Origin of the sequence: Pseudomonas sp. RSB 5.4, from assembly GCF_037126175.1 — a bacterium.
In the GTDB taxonomy this organism is placed as follows: Bacteria; Pseudomonadota; Gammaproteobacteria; order Pseudomonadales; family Pseudomonadaceae; genus Aquipseudomonas; species Aquipseudomonas fluorescens_H.
The window spans coordinates 2,097,729-2,116,259 of record NZ_CP146986.1 but is presented as its reverse complement, the minus strand read 5'-3'; the positions used below and the strand labels follow the sequence as shown (position 1 = coordinate 2,116,259).

At 61.4% G+C, this 18,531-nt stretch carries 19 protein-coding genes; 6 read left to right on the top strand and 13 right to left on the bottom strand.

Going from position 1 to position 18,531, the window contains the following annotated elements; translation table 11 throughout:
* Positions 1 to 82 precede the first annotated feature (82 nt).
* The 4 genes from V9L13_RS09270 to V9L13_RS09255 form a co-directional block, all read right to left on the bottom strand.
* Positions 83 to 577: a hotdog domain-containing protein gene (locus tag V9L13_RS09270; protein WP_338802287.1), complete on the bottom strand. Its 495-nt coding sequence runs from the start codon at positions 575 to 577 to the stop codon at positions 83 to 85.
* Positions 578 to 585: 8 nt separating this feature from the next.
* Positions 586 to 1,743 (bottom strand): GGDEF domain-containing protein, encoded by a 1,158-nt coding sequence (locus V9L13_RS09265; protein WP_338802286.1) that lies wholly within the window; start codon positions 1,741 to 1,743, stop codon positions 586 to 588.
* A gap of 107 nt (positions 1,744 to 1,850) precedes the next feature.
* Positions 1,851 to 2,879 (bottom strand): NAD(P)-dependent alcohol dehydrogenase, encoded by a 1,029-nt coding sequence (locus V9L13_RS09260; protein ID WP_103484149.1) that lies wholly within the window; start codon positions 2,877 to 2,879, stop codon positions 1,851 to 1,853.
* 55 nt (positions 2,880 to 2,934) lie between these two features.
* On the bottom strand, positions 2,935 to 3,183 hold the full coding sequence (locus tag V9L13_RS09255) for a hypothetical protein (RefSeq protein WP_103521989.1): 249 nt from the start codon (positions 3,181 to 3,183) through the stop codon (positions 2,935 to 2,937).
* Positions 3,184 to 3,353: 170 nt separating this feature from the next.
* On the opposite strand from V9L13_RS09255, the gene V9L13_RS09250 reads away from it, so the two are divergent.
* The 3 genes from V9L13_RS09250 to V9L13_RS09240 all read left to right on the top strand — a co-directional run bounded on the left by V9L13_RS09250 (position 3,354) and on the right by V9L13_RS09240 (position 5,824).
* On the top strand, positions 3,354 to 3,998 hold the full coding sequence (locus V9L13_RS09250; protein ID WP_003225851.1) for a hypothetical protein: 645 nt from the start codon (positions 3,354 to 3,356) through the stop codon (positions 3,996 to 3,998).
* Positions 3,999 to 4,084: 86 nt separating this feature from the next.
* Positions 4,085 to 4,426, top strand: a complete 342-nt coding sequence (locus V9L13_RS09245; protein ID WP_338802285.1) for a hypothetical protein — start codon at positions 4,085 to 4,087, stop codon at positions 4,424 to 4,426.
* 192 nt (positions 4,427 to 4,618) lie between these two features.
* Positions 4,619 to 5,824, top strand: coding sequence for an ISL3 family transposase (locus V9L13_RS09240; protein WP_338801184.1), 1,206 nt, complete (start codon positions 4,619 to 4,621; stop codon positions 5,822 to 5,824).
* A 31-nt stretch (positions 5,825 to 5,855) separates the two neighbouring features.
* Here the strand turns inward: V9L13_RS09240 and V9L13_RS09235 are convergent, their stop codons facing one another.
* Positions 5,856 to 6,491, bottom strand: coding sequence for a TetR family transcriptional regulator (locus V9L13_RS09235; RefSeq protein ID WP_338802284.1), 636 nt, complete (start codon positions 6,489 to 6,491; stop codon positions 5,856 to 5,858).
* A 111-nt stretch (positions 6,492 to 6,602) separates the two neighbouring features.
* Between V9L13_RS09235 and V9L13_RS09230 the strand changes: the two genes are divergently transcribed.
* Positions 6,603 to 7,268 (top strand): class I SAM-dependent methyltransferase, encoded by a 666-nt coding sequence (locus V9L13_RS09230; protein WP_338802283.1) that lies wholly within the window; start codon positions 6,603 to 6,605, stop codon positions 7,266 to 7,268.
* A gap of 39 nt (positions 7,269 to 7,307) precedes the next feature.
* Here V9L13_RS09230 and V9L13_RS09225 read toward each other — a convergent pair whose 3' ends face one another.
* From V9L13_RS09225 to V9L13_RS09205, 5 genes are all read right to left on the bottom strand, one after another.
* Positions 7,308 to 8,312, bottom strand: coding sequence for an XdhC family protein (locus V9L13_RS09225; protein ID WP_338802282.1), 1,005 nt, complete (start codon positions 8,310 to 8,312; stop codon positions 7,308 to 7,310).
* Between the two features lie 10 nt (positions 8,313 to 8,322).
* Positions 8,323 to 9,675 carry a cytochrome c gene (locus V9L13_RS09220; RefSeq protein ID WP_338802281.1) on the bottom strand — a complete coding sequence of 451 codons (1,353 nt, stop codon included), beginning with the start codon at positions 9,673 to 9,675 and terminating at the stop codon, positions 8,323 to 8,325.
* A gap of 17 nt (positions 9,676 to 9,692) precedes the next feature.
* Positions 9,693 to 11,945: a molybdopterin cofactor-binding domain-containing protein gene (locus V9L13_RS09215; protein WP_338802280.1), complete on the bottom strand. Its 2,253-nt coding sequence runs from the start codon at positions 11,943 to 11,945 to the stop codon at positions 9,693 to 9,695.
* On the bottom strand, positions 11,945 to 12,400 hold the full coding sequence (locus V9L13_RS09210) for a (2Fe-2S)-binding protein (protein ID WP_011333895.1): 456 nt from the start codon (positions 12,398 to 12,400) through the stop codon (positions 11,945 to 11,947). The genes V9L13_RS09215 and V9L13_RS09210 overlap by 1 nt, the downstream gene beginning before the upstream one ends.
* Before the next feature lie 88 nt (positions 12,401 to 12,488).
* Complete coding sequence (locus tag V9L13_RS09205; RefSeq protein ID WP_338802279.1) at positions 12,489 to 13,421, bottom strand: AraC family transcriptional regulator; 933 nt, start codon at positions 13,419 to 13,421, stop codon at positions 12,489 to 12,491.
* 243 nt (positions 13,422 to 13,664) lie between these two features.
* On the opposite strand from V9L13_RS09205, the gene V9L13_RS09200 reads away from it, so the two are divergent.
* Both V9L13_RS09200 and V9L13_RS09195 read left to right on the top strand, forming a co-directional pair.
* Positions 13,665 to 14,861, top strand: a complete 1,197-nt coding sequence (locus V9L13_RS09200) for an MFS transporter (protein ID WP_338802278.1) — start codon at positions 13,665 to 13,667, stop codon at positions 14,859 to 14,861.
* A 113-nt stretch (positions 14,862 to 14,974) separates the two neighbouring features.
* The gene (locus V9L13_RS09195; protein ID WP_338802277.1) at positions 14,975 to 15,703 is read left to right on the top strand and encodes a type 1 glutamine amidotransferase; all 729 of its coding nucleotides are present in this window, start codon (positions 14,975 to 14,977) and stop codon (positions 15,701 to 15,703) included.
* Here V9L13_RS09195 and V9L13_RS09190 read toward each other — a convergent pair.
* The 3 genes from V9L13_RS09190 to V9L13_RS09180 all read right to left on the bottom strand — a co-directional run bounded on the left by V9L13_RS09190 (position 15,700) and on the right by V9L13_RS09180 (position 18,528).
* Positions 15,700 to 16,056: a hypothetical protein gene (locus tag V9L13_RS09190; RefSeq protein ID WP_338802276.1), complete on the bottom strand. Its 357-nt coding sequence runs from the start codon at positions 16,054 to 16,056 to the stop codon at positions 15,700 to 15,702. The two genes, V9L13_RS09195 and V9L13_RS09190, sit on opposite strands and share 4 nt — an antisense overlap.
* 937 nt (positions 16,057 to 16,993) lie before the next feature.
* A complete protein-coding gene (yghU, locus tag V9L13_RS09185) occupies positions 16,994 to 17,833 on the bottom strand; it encodes a glutathione-dependent disulfide-bond oxidoreductase (protein ID WP_338802275.1) in 840 nt (279 codons plus the stop codon).
* A 74-nt stretch (positions 17,834 to 17,907) separates the two neighbouring features.
* Positions 17,908 to 18,528: a LysE family transporter gene (locus tag V9L13_RS09180; RefSeq protein ID WP_338802274.1), complete on the bottom strand. Its 621-nt coding sequence runs from the start codon at positions 18,526 to 18,528 to the stop codon at positions 17,908 to 17,910.
* Between the last annotated feature and the right edge of the window lie 3 nt (positions 18,529 to 18,531).

Here is an 18,531-nt window from a genome sequence, read left to right as displayed (position 1 = left end):
GCGATCTTTTGACGTTGATTTTTGGGATCAAAAGATCGCAGCCTCGTTGCACTCGACAGCTCCTACAGGGGAGCGTGTGGAGTCAGCGGCCGTGCGCTGCGTCCGCCAGTTGCCCGGTATCAACCCGCACGAACAACGAATCACCCACCGCCGTCAGCACATCCCCGGCGTACACCTCGCAGATCACCCGGGTCTTGCGCCCGACCTCGCCTTCGACCCTGGCGCGCAAGGTCAGGGTGACGCCCATGGGGGTGGGTTTGATGAATTTGATGCCGAGGTTGCCGGTGACGCAGTCGATGCGCGGCAGGCTGCCTGGTTCACGTTGTTCGTGGCGGTAGTGCCAGGCCATGGCGGTCCAGTTGGAATGGCAGTCGATCAGCATCGCCAACAAGCCGCCGTACACCAGATCCGGCCAGCCACAGTATTTGTCGTCCGGCAGGTGTTCGGCCATCACATGCACGCCGTCCTCGTGCCAGACACTTTTGACGTGCAGCCCATGCGGGTTGCGTCCGCCACAGCCGTAGCAGACGCCTTCGGGGGCGGCGAGGTCTTGCAGGGGAGTTTCGGAACGGGTCATGGGTCTGATCATCCTGAAGTGGTGAGCCCGGTCAGGCGCAGACGATTGCGGCCGCCGCGCTTGGATTCGTAGAGTGCGGCATCGCCTTGCTCGATCAGCGCCGCCAGACTGGCCGGCGGCTTGTTGAACAGGGTGGCGCCGATGCTCAGCGTCACCGGCTCGGCAGTGGGGAAATTCTGGATCGCAATGCGCTGAAACTGATCGCGCAGGGTGTCGCCCAGTCTGACGATCTGTTCACTGGGCGCGTTGCTCAGCAGAATGACAAATTCGTCACCGCCCAGACGCGCGGCCAGCCCACCCTCGGGAGACTCGGCGCGGATCATCTCGCTCAAGGCCACCAGCAAACGGTCGCCAGCAGTGTGGCCATAGTGGTCGTTGACCAGTTTGAAATTGTCGATATCGATCAGCAGCAGCGCGCCGGGTTGCTCTGCACAGACCTCCCGCAGCAGGCGCGGGGCGCGCACTTCGAGGGCGCGACGGTTGAAGAGGGCGGTCAGCGGATCACGGGCGGCCAGTCGGGCGATCTGCTCTTCGCGTCGATAGCGTTCGGTGCCGGTCATCGACAGCGCGATCAGCATGATCGCCATCGCACCCTCGACCAGCGAGATCTGGATGATTTCGCCACGGAACGCGGCCAGATCGATCAGTGTGCCCGGGATCATCACCGTCATGGCCTTGGCCACATAGAAAATGCCGTGGCCCAACAGCACGTAGCGCAGTTGCACGGCGCCGACGCTCAGCGACTTGCCATGCGGGCGCAACAGCAGACTGGCCTTGAGCGTCGAGGCGGCCACCAGCAGCGAGTTGGCGGCCAGCATGACTTTCGACCACAGCGGCCCGTCCGGTAGCAACAGCATGATCAGCCAACTGACAAAGATCAGATACCAGGCCGGGGACAGGCGGATCTGCGTGAAGCGCGCCACCCCCAACAAAAACAGGAAGTGCGCGGTCACCAGCAAGCCGTTGGCGAACCAGATGCCGATCAGCAGAAAACCGTTGCTGCGCAGCAAGGCCAGGGTGGAGCCGATGGTGATCGTGGCGAAACCGGCGCTCCAGAACAGCAGCGAAGGCTCACGAATGCTGCGCCACTCGACCGCCAGATACAGCGCGGCAGCGGCTGCGAGAGCGATCGAGATGGTCAGCATCGTTGGTGGGTCGAGCGGCATTTCTTGGGGAGCCTGTCTGAAGGTCGGTTAGACGGGCGATTGTAAGCGTTTGGGGGCGTTTTGGCAGGAGGTGCGGCATCTGCGCAGGCAGACGCCGCACGCAATCGTCACTGGCTGGCGTCCAGCACCACGCGGTAGCGCGCCTTGCCGCTGCGCAGATGGTCGACCGCCTCGTTGACCTTGCTCATGGGAAACATCTCGACCTGCGGCAGAATCTGATGCCGGGCGCAGAATTCGAGCATGGTCGCCATGGTGCCGGGCGAGCCGACCGGGGAGGCGGACAGGGATTTCTGCTGCGGGATCAGATCGAACACATGCACCGGAATCGCGTTGGGCACGATCCCGACGAAATGCAGCCGCCCATTGCCGCGCAGGGTGGCGAGCATCGCGGTCCAGTCGAGGTCGGCGTTGGCGCTGATCAGCAGGAAGTCCAGGCTGCCGGCAATCGCTTTCAGCGCGTGGCTGTCAGTCGAGGCGACCACGTTATGCGCGCCCAGACGCCTGGCTTCATCCTGTTTGTTCAAGGACGAGGTAAACGCAGTGACTTCGCAGCCCCACGCGTTGAGAAACCGCAGTGCCAGATGACCGAGGCCACCAATGCCGACCACGCCGACCCGGTCGGTGGGTTTGACGCCGAACTGCAGCAACGGGTTGAACACGGTGGAACCGGCGCAGAACAACGGGCCGACCATCGCCGGATCAAGATTGGCCGGCACCGGAATCGCCCACGCCCAGTGCGAACGCAAGCGATCGGCAAAGCCGCCGTTGCTGCCGATAATGGTCGGTTGGGCGGTGCCGCACAGTTGCTGCGAGCCGCTGATGCACGACGAACAATGCATGCAGCTGCCCTTGTACCAGCCGATGCCGACGCGCTGGCCGAGTTCGAGGCCGCGCACTTGCGGGCCCATGCGCACGATTTTGCCGACCACCTCGTGACCCGGCACGAACGGGTAGCGGCTGATGCCCCAGTCGTTGTCGATCAGCGACTGATCGGAGTGACAGACGCCGCAATATTCCACCGCGACTTCCACGTCCTCTTCGCCCAAGGGGCCGGGATCGTAGCTGTAGCGTTCCAGCGGGGCACGGGCGGCGGTGGCGGCCCAGCCGTTGAAAGTTGCGGGTTCGCTGTTGCTCATGGGGACACCTCCGGTTCGACTGACGGGACATTGGCAGCCCGGCAAGTCTAGTCGGTCATCGCTGTGGCGCGAGCCAGGTGTCGACGATCCGCCGATCCAGTTCTTCCCAGTAGGCCATACCCAGCACGCGCGTGGTGTTCAAGCCGCGAAGATAGCCGCGCAACTGGTTGGCAGTATCGCGCTTGAGCTGCGCATTGGTGATGTTCTTGTCCAGCAACACGCTTTCGTACTGCACCAGGTATTCGGCCACCCGCTCGCGAAAGTCGGGCAAAACCGCGTCGCGGATCAGGTCAAAGGTTCTCAAATCGACTTCCTCACTGTTGTTTTAGTCATTAGGGATGCGCGTGCATCAAACTTTATCGTCGGTAACTATCGCTAGAAGTAATAGTGACCATCACGAAACGCAAGTTCAGCTTTGCATTCAATAGGCGGAAAATCGCTTTCATTGAACACGCAGCTCAAGGAAATTGCGCGATGAAGACACTGACCCGACTGGCGCTGATCGCTCTGCTGATGAGCGGCGTGGTAGCCACGGCACCGTCTTACGCAGACGACGCCTGTGAGTGTCATCTTCAACCGATCGCCGGCAGCAGCGCGACCTTGCAGCATTCACAGACCGTGGGTGTGCTGTACAGCGAAAACACCCGGGAAAACCTGCAGTACCTGACGCGTTACCACGACATGGCGCTGCACGGTGCCAAGGATGCGCTGGACTCGCGGATTCGTGCAGCCTTTGTCCGCAGCTCCGATCCGGAGCTGGCCATCGACTGGTTGCTCAGCTCGCTGCAGCGTCAGTTCATGTCAGTGACCGTTTACGACAACCTTGATGCATTGATTCTGGCGCATCCGGACATCGTGGTGAAACTCGACACCTTCAACCGCTTGCTGACCCAGCAGAACAGCCTGTTCGAAGCGCACTTCATCGCGCGTTTCTACGATGCCGACCTGCAGTACATCGGCAAGGCCGAGGGCTCGGTGGAGAAACAGATCCCGTCGGTCTGGGTCCACGACAAAGCGGCGCAAGAGATTGCCGCGCAGATCGAGAAACAACGTGACCTGCAACTCAATGCCTTGAAGCAGTTCGACGCCTCGCTCAAGGCGCTGGTGGCTTCCAGCTGAACACTCAAAACCAAAAGGGCAGCGGCGGCGCCGTGACGCTGAACCGCTGCCAGTTGAACCGGACCTTTATTTTCAGGATTACCCCGATGCGTACTTTGTTTGCCCCGACCCTGGCCGTTGCCTCCTTGCTGCTCGGCGGTTGCGCCTCCGCACCGAACGACCCGACGCTGACCTTGCACACCAACAAGACCCCGGCGCAATACGCCGATTGCGTGGTGCCGAAGCTGCAGGGCAGTGCGCTGAACCCGACCGTCTCGCAAACCCAGCGCAGCTACCGGATTGTGGTGCCGAGCAAGGTGTCGGCAGACAACGTGCTGGAAGCCTACAAGGCCGGCGACGGCGGCAAGGTGTTCATCTACGAGCGCCATTTGCTGGCCTCGAATCTCCTGCCGTCCAGCTTTGAACGCGCCGCCCAGGATTGCATCTGACACGGCTGCGCAAACCGTTTTAACCGAGCTCCTTTGGTTGGCCGCAACCAACCAATACTTTGCCCCGCACCTCATTCGGTTGCGGGGCTTTTTTTTGGTTCTTCACGGAATCCCGGGAAACACAGAAACAAGAACGCCGATTTGATTGATGATGTTCGTGCGAGCAAACACATCTAACAAACCGGCGTTCTTATGCGCGATATTAATACTTTCCTTCCTTTTTGGGAGGGCTTTTCTGTCGTCAACATCAAGCCTGATGGTGACGCCCTACAGATCGAACTGATTCCCCACGCCACCCGATTTCCTTCCTGTGGCGGCTGCCAGAAACCCTGTTCAACCACACATGAGTATTGTGAGCGAACCGTCCGCGATTTACCGATTCTCGGCCGTGCGGTGCGCCTCAGCGTGTTGCTCAGGCGTGTTGTCTGTCGTGACTGTGGTAAACGTATGGAGGCCGTCAGTTGGCTGGACCGTTATGCCCGCATGACGCGGCGCTTGGCCGAGGCGGTCATTCAGGCCTGCGAACGCCTCCCCACACTGCACGTGGCTCAACTGTTTGGGCTGCATTGGGACACCGTTCGGTTGCTGGAGCGTCGAGCCTTGCAAGCGGCGTTGAGCATTTTGCCAACGGCACAACCGCGACGTCTGGTGATGGACGAATTCGCCCTGTTCAAAGGTCATCGTTACGCCAGCGTGGTGCTGGATGCGGATACACGCCGCGTGCTGTGGATCGGTGAAGGCCGCAGCCGAGCAGCGGTCAGGCCTTTCTTCGAGGAATTGGGGCCAGAGGGTTGCGCTCGCATCGAAGCGGTGGCGATGGACATGAACACCGCTTTTGACCTAGAGGTTCGTCAGCACTGTCCCAACGCGCGAGTGGTCTACGACCTCTTCCATGTGGTGGCCAAATATGGCCGAGAGGTGATTGATCGGGTTCGCGTCGACGAGGCTAACCGGTTGCGTCACGACAAGCCTGCCCGCAAGGTTATCAAGCAGGCGCGATGGCTGTTGCTGCGCAATCCGCAGAACTTGAAAACGCCGGAACAACAGGTCCGCCTGGAGGATCTGCTGGCGGCCAACCAAGCGTTGATGACGGTCTACTTGATGAAGGCTGAACTCAAAACACTCTGGACCCCGAGTACTGCCTGGGGTTGGCGATCGGCCTGGAAGCAATGGCTGCGCCATGCGCATGAAAGCGAAATTCCAGCTCTGATCCAGTTCGCCACACGGCTAAAGGGTTACTGGCGGGGCATCGTGAGCCGGGTTCGCTGGCCGATGCACACCGGTCAGTTGGAAGGAATAAACAATCGAATAAAGGTCATCAAGCGGATGGCGTACGGTTACCGGGATAGCGAATTCTTTTTCATGAAGATCAAGAGCGTCTTTCCCGGTAATCCGTGATGAACCTTTTTTTTGCCGGAGTTTTTGTGGTTCAAGCGATTTGATTCAGCGCCACTATGTAAGCGCTGAACATGTCCGCCAACCCATCGGCGAAAGCCGTGATTTCCTGATCGCTGCGTGCAGTACCGGAAAAGTCTTTGCCCACCGAACTGAGCGTGGTCAGGATCAGATCACAGGTTGCGGTGCGGCTTGCCTCATCGACATCCGGCAGCAACTGCAACATGAACTCGGCAAAGGTCTGCCGTCCGGCGGTGCGCACTTCGTGGGCCTCGGGCGCATCGCGATACAGCGGTGCCGCGTCATTCAGCGCACCGCGCATCTGCGCTTCCTCGCACTCCGAACGAATGAACGCCTGCACCAGTGTGCGCAGGCGCGTCAGTGGCGGCTGTTGCTGATCTTCGAGAATTCGCTGCAGCATCTGCGTGGTGTGCAACCACTCATCGCTCTGTAAACGAAACAGGATCGCCGCCTTGTTGGGGAAGTACTGATACAGCGAACCGATGCTCACGCCAGCCTTTTCCGCGACCCGTGCGGTGGTGAATCGGGTCGCGCCGTGCTCGGTCAAAACCTGAATAGCCGCCTGCAGAATCGCCGTGACCAAGTCAGCCGAGCGTGCCTGCTGCGGCTGTTTGCGCGAGGAAATACGGGCGGTCTGACGATTGCTCATGGGCGGCTCGGGCCTCGGGGGAAACGCGAATAGCGGATCGAGTGAATCACTCGCATCATTTAAATGCGACGAATCACTCGCATCTTAATCCCCTATTGACGGAAAGCAATCATGACCACCCTGACTTCTGAGCCATTGACCAGCCTGATCGAACGCCTCTACAGCCAAGCCAGCGCTGCCACCAGCCCGGTGCTGGAAACGGTGTCGGGCGCGGAGCGCGAGCGCCTGATGCACAGCAAGACCGAGTACCTGAAACTCTACGCCATGCTCAAGGATCTGTGGCTGCCGGTCTCGCGTGACACCGGCAAACTGCTGTACATGCTGGCGCGCAATACCAAGGCCAAAGCGATTGTCGAGTTCGGCACCTCGTTCGGCCTGTCCACTCTGCACCTGGCGGCGGCACTGCGCGACAACGGTGGCGGCGTATTGATCGGCAGTGAATTCGAACCGTCGAAAATCGCCTTGGCGCGCCATCACTTCATCGAGGGCGGCGTCAGCGATCTGGTGGACATCCGCGAAGGCGATGCGCTCGTCACTCTCGCCAGCGACCTGCCGCCGTCAGTCGACTTGCTCCTGCTTGACGGGGCCAAGGCGTTGTATGGCGACGTGTTGAAACTGGTGGAAAAACACCTGAAACCGGGCGCGCTAGTGGTGGCGGATAACACCAACTATTGCCCGGAATATCTGGCTTATGTGCGCGCGCCGCAGAACGGTTACCTGTCGGTGCCGTTTGCTGATGACATCGAGCTGTCGATGCGATTGGGTGATTACGCGTAAGCCTCGAAAGGCCCTGATGATCGCTATTGTTTAAGTCAGTCAGGCTTCCTGCGCCTTGGAGCTGGCGATTGAAAACTCTTTCGGCAGACTGGCGCCATTTTTCGTGGCAAGGATCTCGGCCATCACGCTGACCGCGATTTCCGCCGGTGTCTTGCTGCCAATGTAGATGCCGATTGGCCCGTGCAGGCGCTCGAGTGACGCTTGGGTTTCACCAAAATGCTCGATCAGACGTTCGCGGCGCAGCTGACTGTTGCGCCGCGAGCCGATGGCGCCGATGTAAAACGCCGGGCTGTGCAGGGCTTCGAGCAGTGCCAGGTCGTCGAGTCGCGGATCATGACTCAAGGCGACGATGCAGGTGCGCAGATCGACCGCGAAGTCGCGCACCACGTCATCGGGCATGCCGATGATCCGCTCCACGCCGTTCACCGCCCAAGTTTCGATGTATTCCGCACGTGGGTCGCAAACCGCGACCTTGAAGCCGTTGAATAGCGCCATGGTCGCCAGATACTCGGCCAGCGCGCCGGCACCGATCATCAGCAGCCGATACCCCGGCCCGAGGGTATTGAGCATCTGTTGGCCGTCGAAACTGAATTGCTCCGGGGTTGCCGTGGCTTGCAGTGTGACCTGACCGTTATCCAGTGCCAGGCAGCGGCGCACCAGTTGCCCGGCATCCAGTTGCACCAGCAGTTGGTCCAGCACCTGCCACGACGGGTTGAACTCGAGAATCAGCTCAAGCGTGCCGCCACAGGGCAAACCGAAACGATGCGCCTCGTCGGCGCTGACGCCGTAGCGCATCACCTCGGGCGCAGCGTCCTTGAAGCCACTGCTGCCATGCGCGGTGGTGTAGCGATGGATCAGGTCGTCTTCGATGCAGCCGCCGGACACGCTGCCGACCACGCGGCCGTCGTTACGCAAGGCCATCATCGACCCTGTCGGGCGCGGCGAAGAGCCCCAGGTCCGCGCCACCGTGGCGAGCAACACTCGCTCGCCGGCGGCGAGCCAGTCCCGCGCGGTGCGCAGGACCAGCAAGTCGATGCTTTCCATCAAAGTTCCTCTAACGCATTTGCAGGATGATCGGGCTGCTGCTGGCCGGATCGGTGTGTTCACGCAGCTTGTTGACTGCCTGCGCTTCAACGGCACCGCCCTGATTGCCCCAGGTGCTGCGCATGAAGGTCAGCACTTCGGCGATCTCTTGATCCGACAATTGCTCACGGAAGGCCGGCATGCGATAGGCGTCCGGCACTCCGGCGGCCACCACCCGCTGCGAACCGTTGAGGGTGATGTTGATCGCCGAAGCACTTTCCTTGGCCAGTGCCGAGGTGGCGCCGGCCAGCGGTGGCATCCATTCCGACTGCCCCTTGCCGTCGAGGCCGTGGCACGAGGCGCAGCGCGTGACGTAGGTATGAGCACCGGGCGCGTCCAGACGTTCCGTCGCCGAAACCGTTTGGTACTGCCATGGCTGGCCGTCGCGCTGACGGTCCCCCGGCAATGACTTGAGATAACGGGCAATCGCGGTCAGATCGTCATCGCTCATGAACTGCGTGGAGTTGTTGAACGCCTCGGTCATCGAGCCGTAAACCACCGCATGTCTGTTGCGCCCGGTCTTGAGGAACTGCACGATCTCCGGCTCGCTCCAGCGGCCCAGGCCGGTGTTGTGGTCATCCCGCAGGCTCGGCGCGTACCAGCCATCGAGCAAGGCGCCGGCGAGGAACGGCGTGGCGGATTCATCCAGGGCCTTCTCGTTGAATGCCAGACCGCGCGGCGTATGGCAACTGCCACAGTGTCCTGCGCCTTGAACGAGATAAGCGCCGCGATTCCACACTTCATCCTGCGACGCTTTGGCCACGTAAGGTTCGGTATCGGCAAACACACCGTTCCACAGCGCAATCGGCCAGCGCAGGTTCAACGGGAAAGGAATCGCGCTCGGGATATTCGCCTGCTTGACCGGTGCCACGCCTTTCATGAAAAACGCGTAAAGCGCCCGCACGTCGTCGTCACTGAGCTTGGCGTAGGACGGGTAGGGCATCGCCGGGTACAGACGGCGACTGTCGGGTGCCACGCCGTGGCGCACCGCACGGTCGAAGTCCGCCAGGCTGTAGCGACCGATGCCGGTTTCCGGCTCCGGGGTGATGTTGGTCGCGTGAATCGCGCCCAGAGGTGTGGCCATTTCCAGGCCGCCAGCGAACGGTGCGCCGCCCGGCACGCTGTGGCACGCGACGCAATCGCTGAGTCGGGCGACGTATTCGCCACGGGCCACCAGCGCCGGGTCGATATCGGCCACGGCGAGGGGTTGGTGTTCAAGCGGCGAGACAGGCTCGCGGGTGACATACCAGGCCAGCAGGCCTGCCGCGACCAGGCACGGCACTGCCAGCCAGCCAGCGGTTCTTGCGAATCGGCGGTTATTCATGGACGCTCCGGCGCTGATCAAGTGAAGGTGTGTCGGCTCATGGGCAGGCTGCGCACCCGTTGCCCGGTCAGCGTTGCCACCGCATTGGCGACAGCGGGCGCGACGGCGGGCAGCGGTGGTTCGCCGATGCCGCCCATTTTTTCCCCGCTCTCGACAACACGCACGTGGACCCGAGCCATCCGCGCAGGCGGCAGGATCGGATACAAGTCGTAATTGCGCGCGCGCGGTTTGCCATCAATCCACACGGCTTCCTCCACCAGGGTCTGCGACAGGCCCAGCGCCACGGCGCCATTGACCTGCGCTTCGACAATCGCCGGATTGACGATGCTGCCGGGGTCGATTGCCTGCCAGATATCGTGCACCTTGACCTGACCGTTCTCGATGGAGACCTCGGCGATCACCGCCGTCTGGGTACCGAACGGCGACGCCATCGCCACGCCTCGTGCGCGTTTGCTGCCGTCCGCCGCAGTAAACGGCCCACGCTTCCAGCCACCCGACAGCTCGCCCACTGCTTGCAGCAGCGTGGTCAGTCGACGGTTGTCGCGCAGCAGATGCAGGCGCAGTTCGAACGGGTCTTTGCCGCCCTTGTCAGCCAGTTCGTCAAGGAACGATTCATAGAAAAAGTCGTTGAGCGAGTTGCCCACCGAACGCCAGTAACCAAGCATCGCCGGGCCTTTGGCGTAGATCTGCGCGATGCGCTTGTTGGGGATCGCGTAGGACTTGCCCGATAAGCCTTCAAGCGCCGTCGGGTCGAGCTTTTCACCCTGCTTGCCGGCAAGCGCCTCGGTCGGACCTTCGGTGGCGCTGATCGCTTCGATCGCCAGCGGCCAGCCGTCGTTGTCCAGCGCGGCGCGGAAATTCACGGCGGCTACGGGGCGCAGCACGTCGCGCAGGAACTCTTCCTCGCGGCTCCAGATCAGTTTGACCGGGCGGCCAACTGCCTTGGACAGCTCGATCGCCTGCGGGTAGGGGCTGGCGGCGTCGTAGAGGAAATGCCGACCGAAGAAGCCCCCCAGCAATGGCGAATGCAAGGTGATCCGCGACGGATCCAGCCCGGTGCGTTTGGCGATGTCCGCACGGAACATGTCCGGCGCCTGATTCGGCAGCCAGACTTCCAGCGAACCATCGGGATTGAATCGGGCCAGCGCCGACGGCGGCTCTAACTGGCCGTGGTTCAGGTACTGGTTGTGGTAGGTGGCGTCGATCCGGGTCTTGGCACTTGCCAGAATTGCAGCCACGTCGCCTTCATGTTCATCATCCTTGGCCGGGCCTTTGTCGTCAGCCAGGCGCTTGAGCCAGGCATCGCTGGAAAAATCCGCAGGCATCGAGCGTACCTGGCTGTCGGCCGTGGGTTCCTGCCAGTCGACCTGAATCGCTTCAACTGCACGTTTGGCGTGCCACCAGCGCTCGGCGACCACCGCCACAGCACCCGGCAGACGATGCACGGAATGCACGCCTTTCATCGCCTTGACCTGCTCTTCGTTACGCAGATTGCCCACCGTCATCCCCAGACGCGGGGCATGTTGAACGGCGGCGTGGAGCATGTCGTCGACCTTCAGATCGATGCTGTACAGCGCCTTGCCCGTGGACTTGTCGTAGGCATCGACACGCTTCACCGGTTTGCCGATCCAGCGGAACTGGCTCGGATCACGCAGCTGCACCGAGGCCGGATCGGGAACCGGCAGATCCATGGCGTGCTCGGCCAGTGCGCCGTAGGCCAGCGAGCGGCCCGACTTCGCGTGCACGACTTTGCCGGGTTCGGTGCTCAGTTCGCTCACCGGCACCCCCAGTTGCTGCGCGCCGGCCTGCAGCAGCATGGCGCGGGCGAGGGCGCCGAGGCGGCGCATCACCGGGTAACTCATGCGCACCGACATGCTTCCGCCGGTGATGCGCATGCCGTTTTCCATCACCACATAGGCTTCGCCGGGCGGCGCGGCTTCGACCAGAAAGGTTGCCGGGTCGGCATCCAGCTCTTCACCGACGATCTGCGCCATCGCGGTGAAGGTACCTTGCCCGCCTTCCATGAACGGGCAGAGCAGGCGCACGCGGTTGTCCGGACGGATTTCCAGAAACGCCGGGACTTGCGTGCCGCGCTCGGCAGTTGCTGCCGCCACTGCGGCTTGCACGCGAGTCGTGCCCAGCGGCAGGCCGAAGCCGAGCACCAGTGCGCCGACAGCGGTGCCGGCCAGGAAACGTCTGCGCGAAACATTGATCGGTTCGTGCAAAGCCAGTGCCGAGGCTTCCTGAGCAGGATCGATACGCACGTTCATCAGGCGTCTCCCTTGCCGGCCAGCTCATGCACGGCGGCATGGATTGCGTTGTACGTGCCGCAGCGGCACAGATTGACCATCGCCGCTTCGATCTGCGCGTCACTCGGCTTGGGGTTTTGCTTGAGCAGCGCCGTGGCGGCCATCACCTGCCCGGACTGGCAGTAGCCGCACTGGGCGACCTGCAGATCAACCCAGGTCGAGACCACTCGTTTGCCCACTTCATCGGCCTCGATCGCCTCAATGGTGGTGACCTCACGGCCAACCACGCCGGCCACCGGCGTGACGCACGAGCGCACCACGTTGCCGTCCACCAGCACGGAGCAGGCGCCGCACTGCGCCAGTCCACAGCCGTATTTGGTGCCGGTCATGCCCAGGTCATCGCGGATCACCCACAGCAGGGGCGTATCGGCGTCGGCATCGACCTGATAGGTTTTCTGGTTGATTCGTAGTTCCATGGTTCACCCGCTCGATCATCGGTTGACGTGCATTTTTATAAGCGGTGAAACGCGGCGTGGCGCCTCACCGGTAACGTGTGTTCTTTGCTCAACTGGCCGTGTTGCCCAGCGTTTCTGCGGCGAAGGGTTCGCCCCGCAGCAGCGCCATGTCACGACTCGGTGCGGTGCCGTAGAGGCGTGCGTATTCGCGGCTGAACTGCGAGGGACTTTCATAGCCGACCGCAAACGCTGCTCGCGAAACGTCCAGACGTTCCATCAACATCAGTCGGCGCGCCTCGTTCAATCGCAGCCACTTCTGGTACTGCAGCGGGCTCATGCCGGTGAGCTGGCGGAAGTGGTGGTGAAAGGTCGGTGCGCTCATCTGCACCCGTGCCGCCAGCTCATCGATGCGCAGCGCCGCGGTGTAGTTGATCTTGAGCCAGTCGATGGCTTTGGCGATGCGATAACCCTGGCCATCGACGGCAGTGATCTGCCGCAGCCGCGCACCTTGATCGGTATGGAGCAGCCGATAGTGGATTTCCCGCAGGATCAGCGGCGCCAGCAGCGGGATCGCCTCGGGTTCATCGAGCAGTGCCAGCAGGCGTTCGAGCGCGCCTTCCAGCGCGCACGACATGTCGCCAATGCCAGCGCCTGAACCCGTGGATGAATGCCGCTTGGCCGGCAAGCCCACCTTGGTGATGACCTCGGCGAGCATGCTCACATCCAGTTTCAGCACCAGCCCGACACAGGGCTGTTCGGGGCTGGCAACCAGCACTTCAGAGTTGGCGGGCAGATCCAGTGAGGTGACCAGAAACCGCGAAGGGTCATAGCGGTAACCCTCACCCCCGACCCACAAGCGCTTTTCCCCACGGCCCACGAGAATCAGGCTCGGCTCGATCATGCACACGGCCGGCGCCACCGGCTGGTCGCGACGAAACAGCGACAGCCCGGATATGGCCGTGGCGAAGTCACCCGGTTCGCTCACGCGCGGGTCGATGTTCAACGCCAAAGGTGATTCGTGGCGCAGCGGGGTAGTGATCATGTCGGGCAACTCCTGTTGATCGAACTCTAGTCCGCTGCACAGCGGTTTCCTATACATCACCCTGCAACCTCAGAGGATCAGGCAAGCATTCAAGAGGAATGCACTAGGGCAGAGGTCAATCGACCGGGAGAATGTGTCAAACCATTACAGGATTGGCGCGATTCGAAAACGCGATCCAGGCACCGTGAACAACAGCGCGTCCGGGCAATCGCCCGGACGCCTCTCGCAATACAGGTAGTTCCAATGACTTCCCTTTCTACAGAAAAGCGCGGCTGGAGCGCAGTGTTGGCCATGTCGTTGGCCGCCTTCGCGCTGGTCGCTTCAGAATTCATGCCGGTCAGCCTGCTGACGCCCATTGCCGCCGAACTGCACATCAGCGAAGGCCAGGCCGGGCAGGGGATCTCCGTGTCCGGTGCATTCGCCCTGATGACCAGTCTGGTGATTGCCGCGGTCGCCGCGCGTGTCGAGCGCAAGAAGTTGCTGCTGGGGCTGACCTTGCTGATGATCGTGTCGGGTACGGTGGTCGCGTTCGCGCCGGGCTACCCCTCGTTCATGTTCGGGCGGGCCCTGATCGGCATCGCGATCGGCGGTTTCTGGTCGTTGTCGGCGGCGACCGCGATGCGTCTGGTGCAGCCTGACCAAGTGTCTCGGGCACTGGCGATCGTCAACGGCGGGAACGCGCTGGCGACAGTAATCGCCGCTCCGGCGGGCAGCTTCCTCGGCTCGCTGATAGGTTGGCGCGGCGCATTCTTCTGCGTGGTTCCGGTCGCCGCGCTGGCGGCCGTGTGGCTGCTGATCAGTCTGCCGTCCTTCAAGCTCGAGCGTCAGGCCGGTGGCGGCAACGCCCTGCGGCTGATGAAGCAATGGCCGGTCGCCTTGGGGATGGTCGCTGTCAGCGTATTTTTCATGGGGCAGTTCATGCTGTTCACTTACCTGCGGCCCTTTCTGGAGGTCGTCACCGGGGTCAGCGTTGCAACCCTGTCGTTGATGCTGCTGGGGCTGGGGCTTGCCGGTTTCATCGGGACCTTTGTGATCGAAAGATTCCTCGGCACCGGCCTGTACCGCACGCTGACGGTTATCCCGCTGATCATGGCGGTGATTGCGCTGGCCCTTGTGAACTTCGGCGCATCGCCGTTGCTCAGCGCAGTGCTGCTCGGACTGTGGGGGCTGGTCGCCACGGCGGCTCCCGTTGGCTGGTGGACATGGCTGGCGCAGACGCTCCCGGAGGATGCCGAAGCCGGGGGCGGCTTGCTCGTGGCCATTGTTCAACTGGCTATCGCAGCCGGGGCAATCGTCGGTGGCCTGGCATTTGATCTGAGCGGTTATCAAGCCACCTTCGAGCTGAGCGCTACGGTATTGGTGGTTGCGTCGGTGCTCGCGTGGTTAGCGGGGCGCAGTGCAGTGGAGGTTCATCTTGTCGAGTCGAATGTGACCGGTTGAGAGAAGTGATTGCGGAGTTGGCAGCTCAGCTCCAGCAACGGACTTGTCAATGACACGAAGTGTCATATAGTCTTTCGCGCATCACTCATCCTGCTCCTCACCAAGGATTTCCAATGAACGTTCATTTCGTGGTTCACGAAGCATTCGAATCGCCCGGCGCCTATGAAACCTGGGTTCGCGAACGTGGCCATGAAGCGAGCTATTCGCGGGTTCATGCGTTTGACGCGTTGCCTGCCAGCGTCGAGAACATCGACCTGCTGGTGGTGTTGGGCGGTCCGCAATCGCCGGCGACGAGCAAAGAGCAATGCCCGCATTTCGATGCGGCCGCCGAGTGCGATCTGATCGTCAGAGCGATCAACGCGAACAAGGCAGTGGTCGGTGTTTGCCTGGGTGCGCAATTGCTCGGCGAAGCGCTGGGTGCAGCACATGGCCATAGTCCGGAAAAGGAGATCGGCAATTTTCCGATCACCTTGACTGAGGCGGGCAAGAGCAACGCCAAGGTTGCGCACTTCGGCGATAAGCTCGAAGTGGGGCATTGGCACAACGATATGCCGGGGCTGACGGCGCAGGCGAAGATCCTTGCCGTCAGTGAGGGCTGCCCGCGTCAGATTGTCGAGTACAGCGATCTGGTCTACGGCTTCCAGTGCCATATGGAGTTCACGACGGAGGTCGTGGAGCGCTTGATTGCCGCGTCCGGCGACGAGTTGGCGGCGGCGGTGGATCGGCGTTTCGTTCAGCAGCCGGCGATGCTACGAACCAATGCTTATGAGCAGATGAACCTGAAACTGTTCGAGTTCCTCGACAAGCTGGTTGCGCAGTATCAGCAGCAGCGCAAGGGCTAGGAATACCTAGCCAGACGATTACGCCAGTTGCCACCGTAAGTGCGTTGGCATTCCTCTTCGGAGTCGAAACGCACGTTGCGGTCTGAAACAGACACATCGATGTTGGCCTCATGCAGAGCAGCAGCCGTCAGTTCATGGATGCGTGCCTTGGCGTCAGTCAGGGCGAGATTTTTGTCGGCCTCGGTTTCGAACACCCAGATGACTTTCAGGGTTTGAGCCAGCGCGTTCAAATCAGCGGTGTGGGTGAGCCAGGTGAAACCTTTGATTTCGCCTTTTGCGGTCTCACACGCGTCAGTGAGCGTGGCAATCAAGCGCCGCTCGATTTGCGCCAGTTCACGTTTTCCAGGGGGCATTGCAGATCCTTCGGTGACAGTGGTGGTGTGGAGATGGGTTTATCCGGTGGGTCTTGCGAAACAGGGCATTGCGCGTCGCGCACTCATGTTGCTGTGGGAGCGGGCTTGCTCGCGAAAGCGGTATGTCTGTGATGTGAGTGTTGACTGACCCGGCGCCTTCGCGAGCAAGCCCGCTCCCACAAGGATTGCGGGTGATTGCGGATGCCCAATTCCAGCACAAGTCCCACTGTAATTGCTGGGGCTCTCAAATCCTCATGTCCAACCCGAACCCCTGTGGGAGCGGGCTTGCTCGCGAAAGCGGTGGGTCTGTGATGTCAGTGTTGGCTGACCCGGCGCCTTCGCGAGCAAGCCCGCTCCCACAAAGATTGCTGTGATCCCGGATTCCCAAGTCCAGCACAAGTCCCACTGTAATTGCTGGGGCTCTCAAATCCTCATGTCCAACCCGAACCCCTGTGGGAGCGGGCTTGCTCGCGAAAGCGGTAGGTCTGATGTCAGTGTTGACTGAGCCGACGCCTTCGCGAGCAAGCCCGCTCCCACAAGGATTGCGGGTGATTGCGGATGCCCAATTCCAGTACAAGTCCCACTGTAATTGCTGGGGCTCTCAAATCCTCATGTCCAACCCGAACCCCTGTGGGAGCGGGCTTGCTCGCGAAAGCGGTAGGTCTGTGATGCCAGTGTTGACTGACCCGGCGCCTTCGCGAGCAAGCCCGCTCCCACAAGGATTGCGGCTGATTGCGGATGCCCAAGTCCAGCACAAGTCCCACTGTAATTGCTGGGGCTCTCAAATCCTCATGTCCAACCCGGATCCCTGTGGGAGCGGGCTTGCTCGCGAAAGCGGTGGGTCTGTGATGTCAGTGTTGGCTGACCCGGCGCCTTCGCGAGCAAGCCCGCTCCCACAATGATTGCTGTGATCCCGGATCCCTGTGGGAGCGCGGCGTCAATCCAGATCGCTGGCCTGATGCCGTTCAGGAACTTGGCTGGCCTCGTCACCCCAGGTGCGATTGACGCGCTGGCCACGGATCACCGCAGGGCGTTGAGCGATTTCTTCTGCCCAGCGTTGCACGTGGGTGTACTCCTGGGCTGCGAGGAATTCAGCCGCCGAATACACGTTATTGCGCACCAGCTGCCCGTACCATGGCCAGACCGCGATGTCGGCGATGGTGTAGCTGTCGCCGGCCAGGTAGCGGCTCTCGCCAAGGCGCCGGTCAAGCACATCAAGCTGACGCTTGGCTTCCATGGTGAAGCGGTTGATCGGGTATTCGAGCTTCTCCGGCGCATACGCATAGAAGTGCCCGAAGCCGCCGCCCAGATAAGGCGCTGCGCCCATTTGCCAGAACAGCCAGTTCAGGGTTTCCGTGTGGCCGGCGGGATCTTTCGGCAGGAAGGCGCCGAATTTTTCCGCCAGATACAGCAGGATCGAACCGGATTCGAATACCCGAATCGGCGGCTGTACGCTGTGGTCGAGCAGCGCCGGAATCTTCGAGTTCGGATTGATCTCGACAAAACCGCTGGAGAACTGATCCCCCTCGTTGATGCGGATCAGCCACGCATCGTACTCGGCACCAGCATGCCCCGATGCGAGCAATTCTTCCAGGAGGATGGTCACCTTCACGCCGTTGGGCGTCGCCAGCGAATACAGCTGCAACGGATGCTTGCCCACCGGCAGCGTCTTTTCATGGGTCGGCCCGGCAATCGGGCGGTTGATATTGGCGAACTGGCCGCCGGAAGGGGCTTCGTGTTTCCAGACCTTGGGCGGTACGTAGGGCGCTTTACTCATGAAATGGGCCTCATCGTGGGTTTGCCGAGAGATACCTCGGCAGGTATCAGACTCGACAGCATAAACGCTCTACCTCAGGACTGTGCAACCCCTGGAATCATCAAACACGCCGCCAGACCAATCAGTGCCGTACCAATCACCTTGTCGATGAGCCGCTGTTTTTCCAGCATCCGGCGGCGTAATCGATCCGTTGAAAAAAACAGGGCAACCAGGCTGAACCACGCCCAGTGCGTGAACGACATGAACAAGCCATAGGCGAAGTTTGCTGTCAGGGAACTGCCTGGCTCCACCACCTGGCTGTACGCCGCCACCACGAACAGCATGGTTTTCGGATTCAGTGCATTGGTCAGAAAGCCTGAGCAGAACACCTTCCAGGCACTGGGTGCCCAAGCGCCCGCCTCGGTAAATGTCAGTACAGATTTATTGGTGAAGGATTTGATGCCCAGATAGACCAGGTAACCGGCACCCAGCAGCTTCATCATCCAGAACAGCACCGGCGATTGAGTAATGATCAGCGCCACCCCGAACACGGTGTAGAACACATGAACCTGCACGCCGCAGGCAATGCCCAGCGCAGCCAGCAAACCGCTTCGCCGGCCATAGGCGTAACTGTTGCGGGTGACCATGGCAAAGTCCGGCCCGGGACTGATCACAGCCAGAATGGTGATGGCGATTACCAAAAACAACTCGTTCATTCC

Bases quoted from the DNA above. Each gene is read 5' to 3' on its own strand.
- V9L13_RS09180 (WP_338802274.1), bottom strand. From the start codon at position 18,528: ATGAACGAGTTGTTTTTGGTAATCGCCATCACCATTCTGGCTGTGATC.
- V9L13_RS09265 (WP_338802286.1), bottom strand. From the start codon at position 1,743: ATGCCGCTCGACCCACCAACGATGCTGACCATCTCGATCGCTCTCGCA.
- V9L13_RS09240 (WP_338801184.1), top strand. From the start codon at position 4,619: ATGCGCGATATTAATACTTTCCTTCCTTTTTGGGAGGGCTTTTCTGTC.
- V9L13_RS09260 (WP_103484149.1), bottom strand. From the start codon at position 2,879: ATGAGCAACAGCGAACCCGCAACTTTCAACGGCTGGGCCGCCACCGCC.
- V9L13_RS09210 (WP_011333895.1), bottom strand. From the start codon at position 12,400: ATGGAACTACGAATCAACCAGAAAACCTATCAGGTCGATGCCGACGCC.
- V9L13_RS09220 (WP_338802281.1), bottom strand. From the start codon at position 9,675: ATGAATAACCGCCGATTCGCAAGAACCGCTGGCTGGCTGGCAGTGCCG.
- V9L13_RS09195 (WP_338802277.1), top strand. From the start codon at position 14,975: ATGAACGTTCATTTCGTGGTTCACGAAGCATTCGAATCGCCCGGCGCC.
- V9L13_RS09225 (WP_338802282.1), bottom strand. From the start codon at position 8,312: ATGGAAAGCATCGACTTGCTGGTCCTGCGCACCGCGCGGGACTGGCTC.
- V9L13_RS09205 (WP_338802279.1), bottom strand. From the start codon at position 13,421: ATGATCACTACCCCGCTGCGCCACGAATCACCTTTGGCGTTGAACATC.
- V9L13_RS09245 (WP_338802285.1), top strand. From the start codon at position 4,085: ATGCGTACTTTGTTTGCCCCGACCCTGGCCGTTGCCTCCTTGCTGCTC.
- V9L13_RS09250 (WP_003225851.1), top strand. From the start codon at position 3,354: ATGAAGACACTGACCCGACTGGCGCTGATCGCTCTGCTGATGAGCGGC.
- V9L13_RS09230 (WP_338802283.1), top strand. From the start codon at position 6,603: ATGACCACCCTGACTTCTGAGCCATTGACCAGCCTGATCGAACGCCTC.
- yghU (WP_338802275.1), bottom strand. From the start codon at position 17,833: ATGAGTAAAGCGCCCTACGTACCGCCCAAGGTCTGGAAACACGAAGCC.
- V9L13_RS09235 (WP_338802284.1), bottom strand. From the start codon at position 6,491: ATGAGCAATCGTCAGACCGCCCGTATTTCCTCGCGCAAACAGCCGCAG.
- V9L13_RS09215 (WP_338802280.1), bottom strand. From the start codon at position 11,945: ATGAACGTGCGTATCGATCCTGCTCAGGAAGCCTCGGCACTGGCTTTG.
- V9L13_RS09190 (WP_338802276.1), bottom strand. From the start codon at position 16,056: ATGCCCCCTGGAAAACGTGAACTGGCGCAAATCGAGCGGCGCTTGATT.
- V9L13_RS09200 (WP_338802278.1), top strand. From the start codon at position 13,665: ATGACTTCCCTTTCTACAGAAAAGCGCGGCTGGAGCGCAGTGTTGGCC.
- V9L13_RS09270 (WP_338802287.1), bottom strand. From the start codon at position 577: ATGACCCGTTCCGAAACTCCCCTGCAAGACCTCGCCGCCCCCGAAGGC.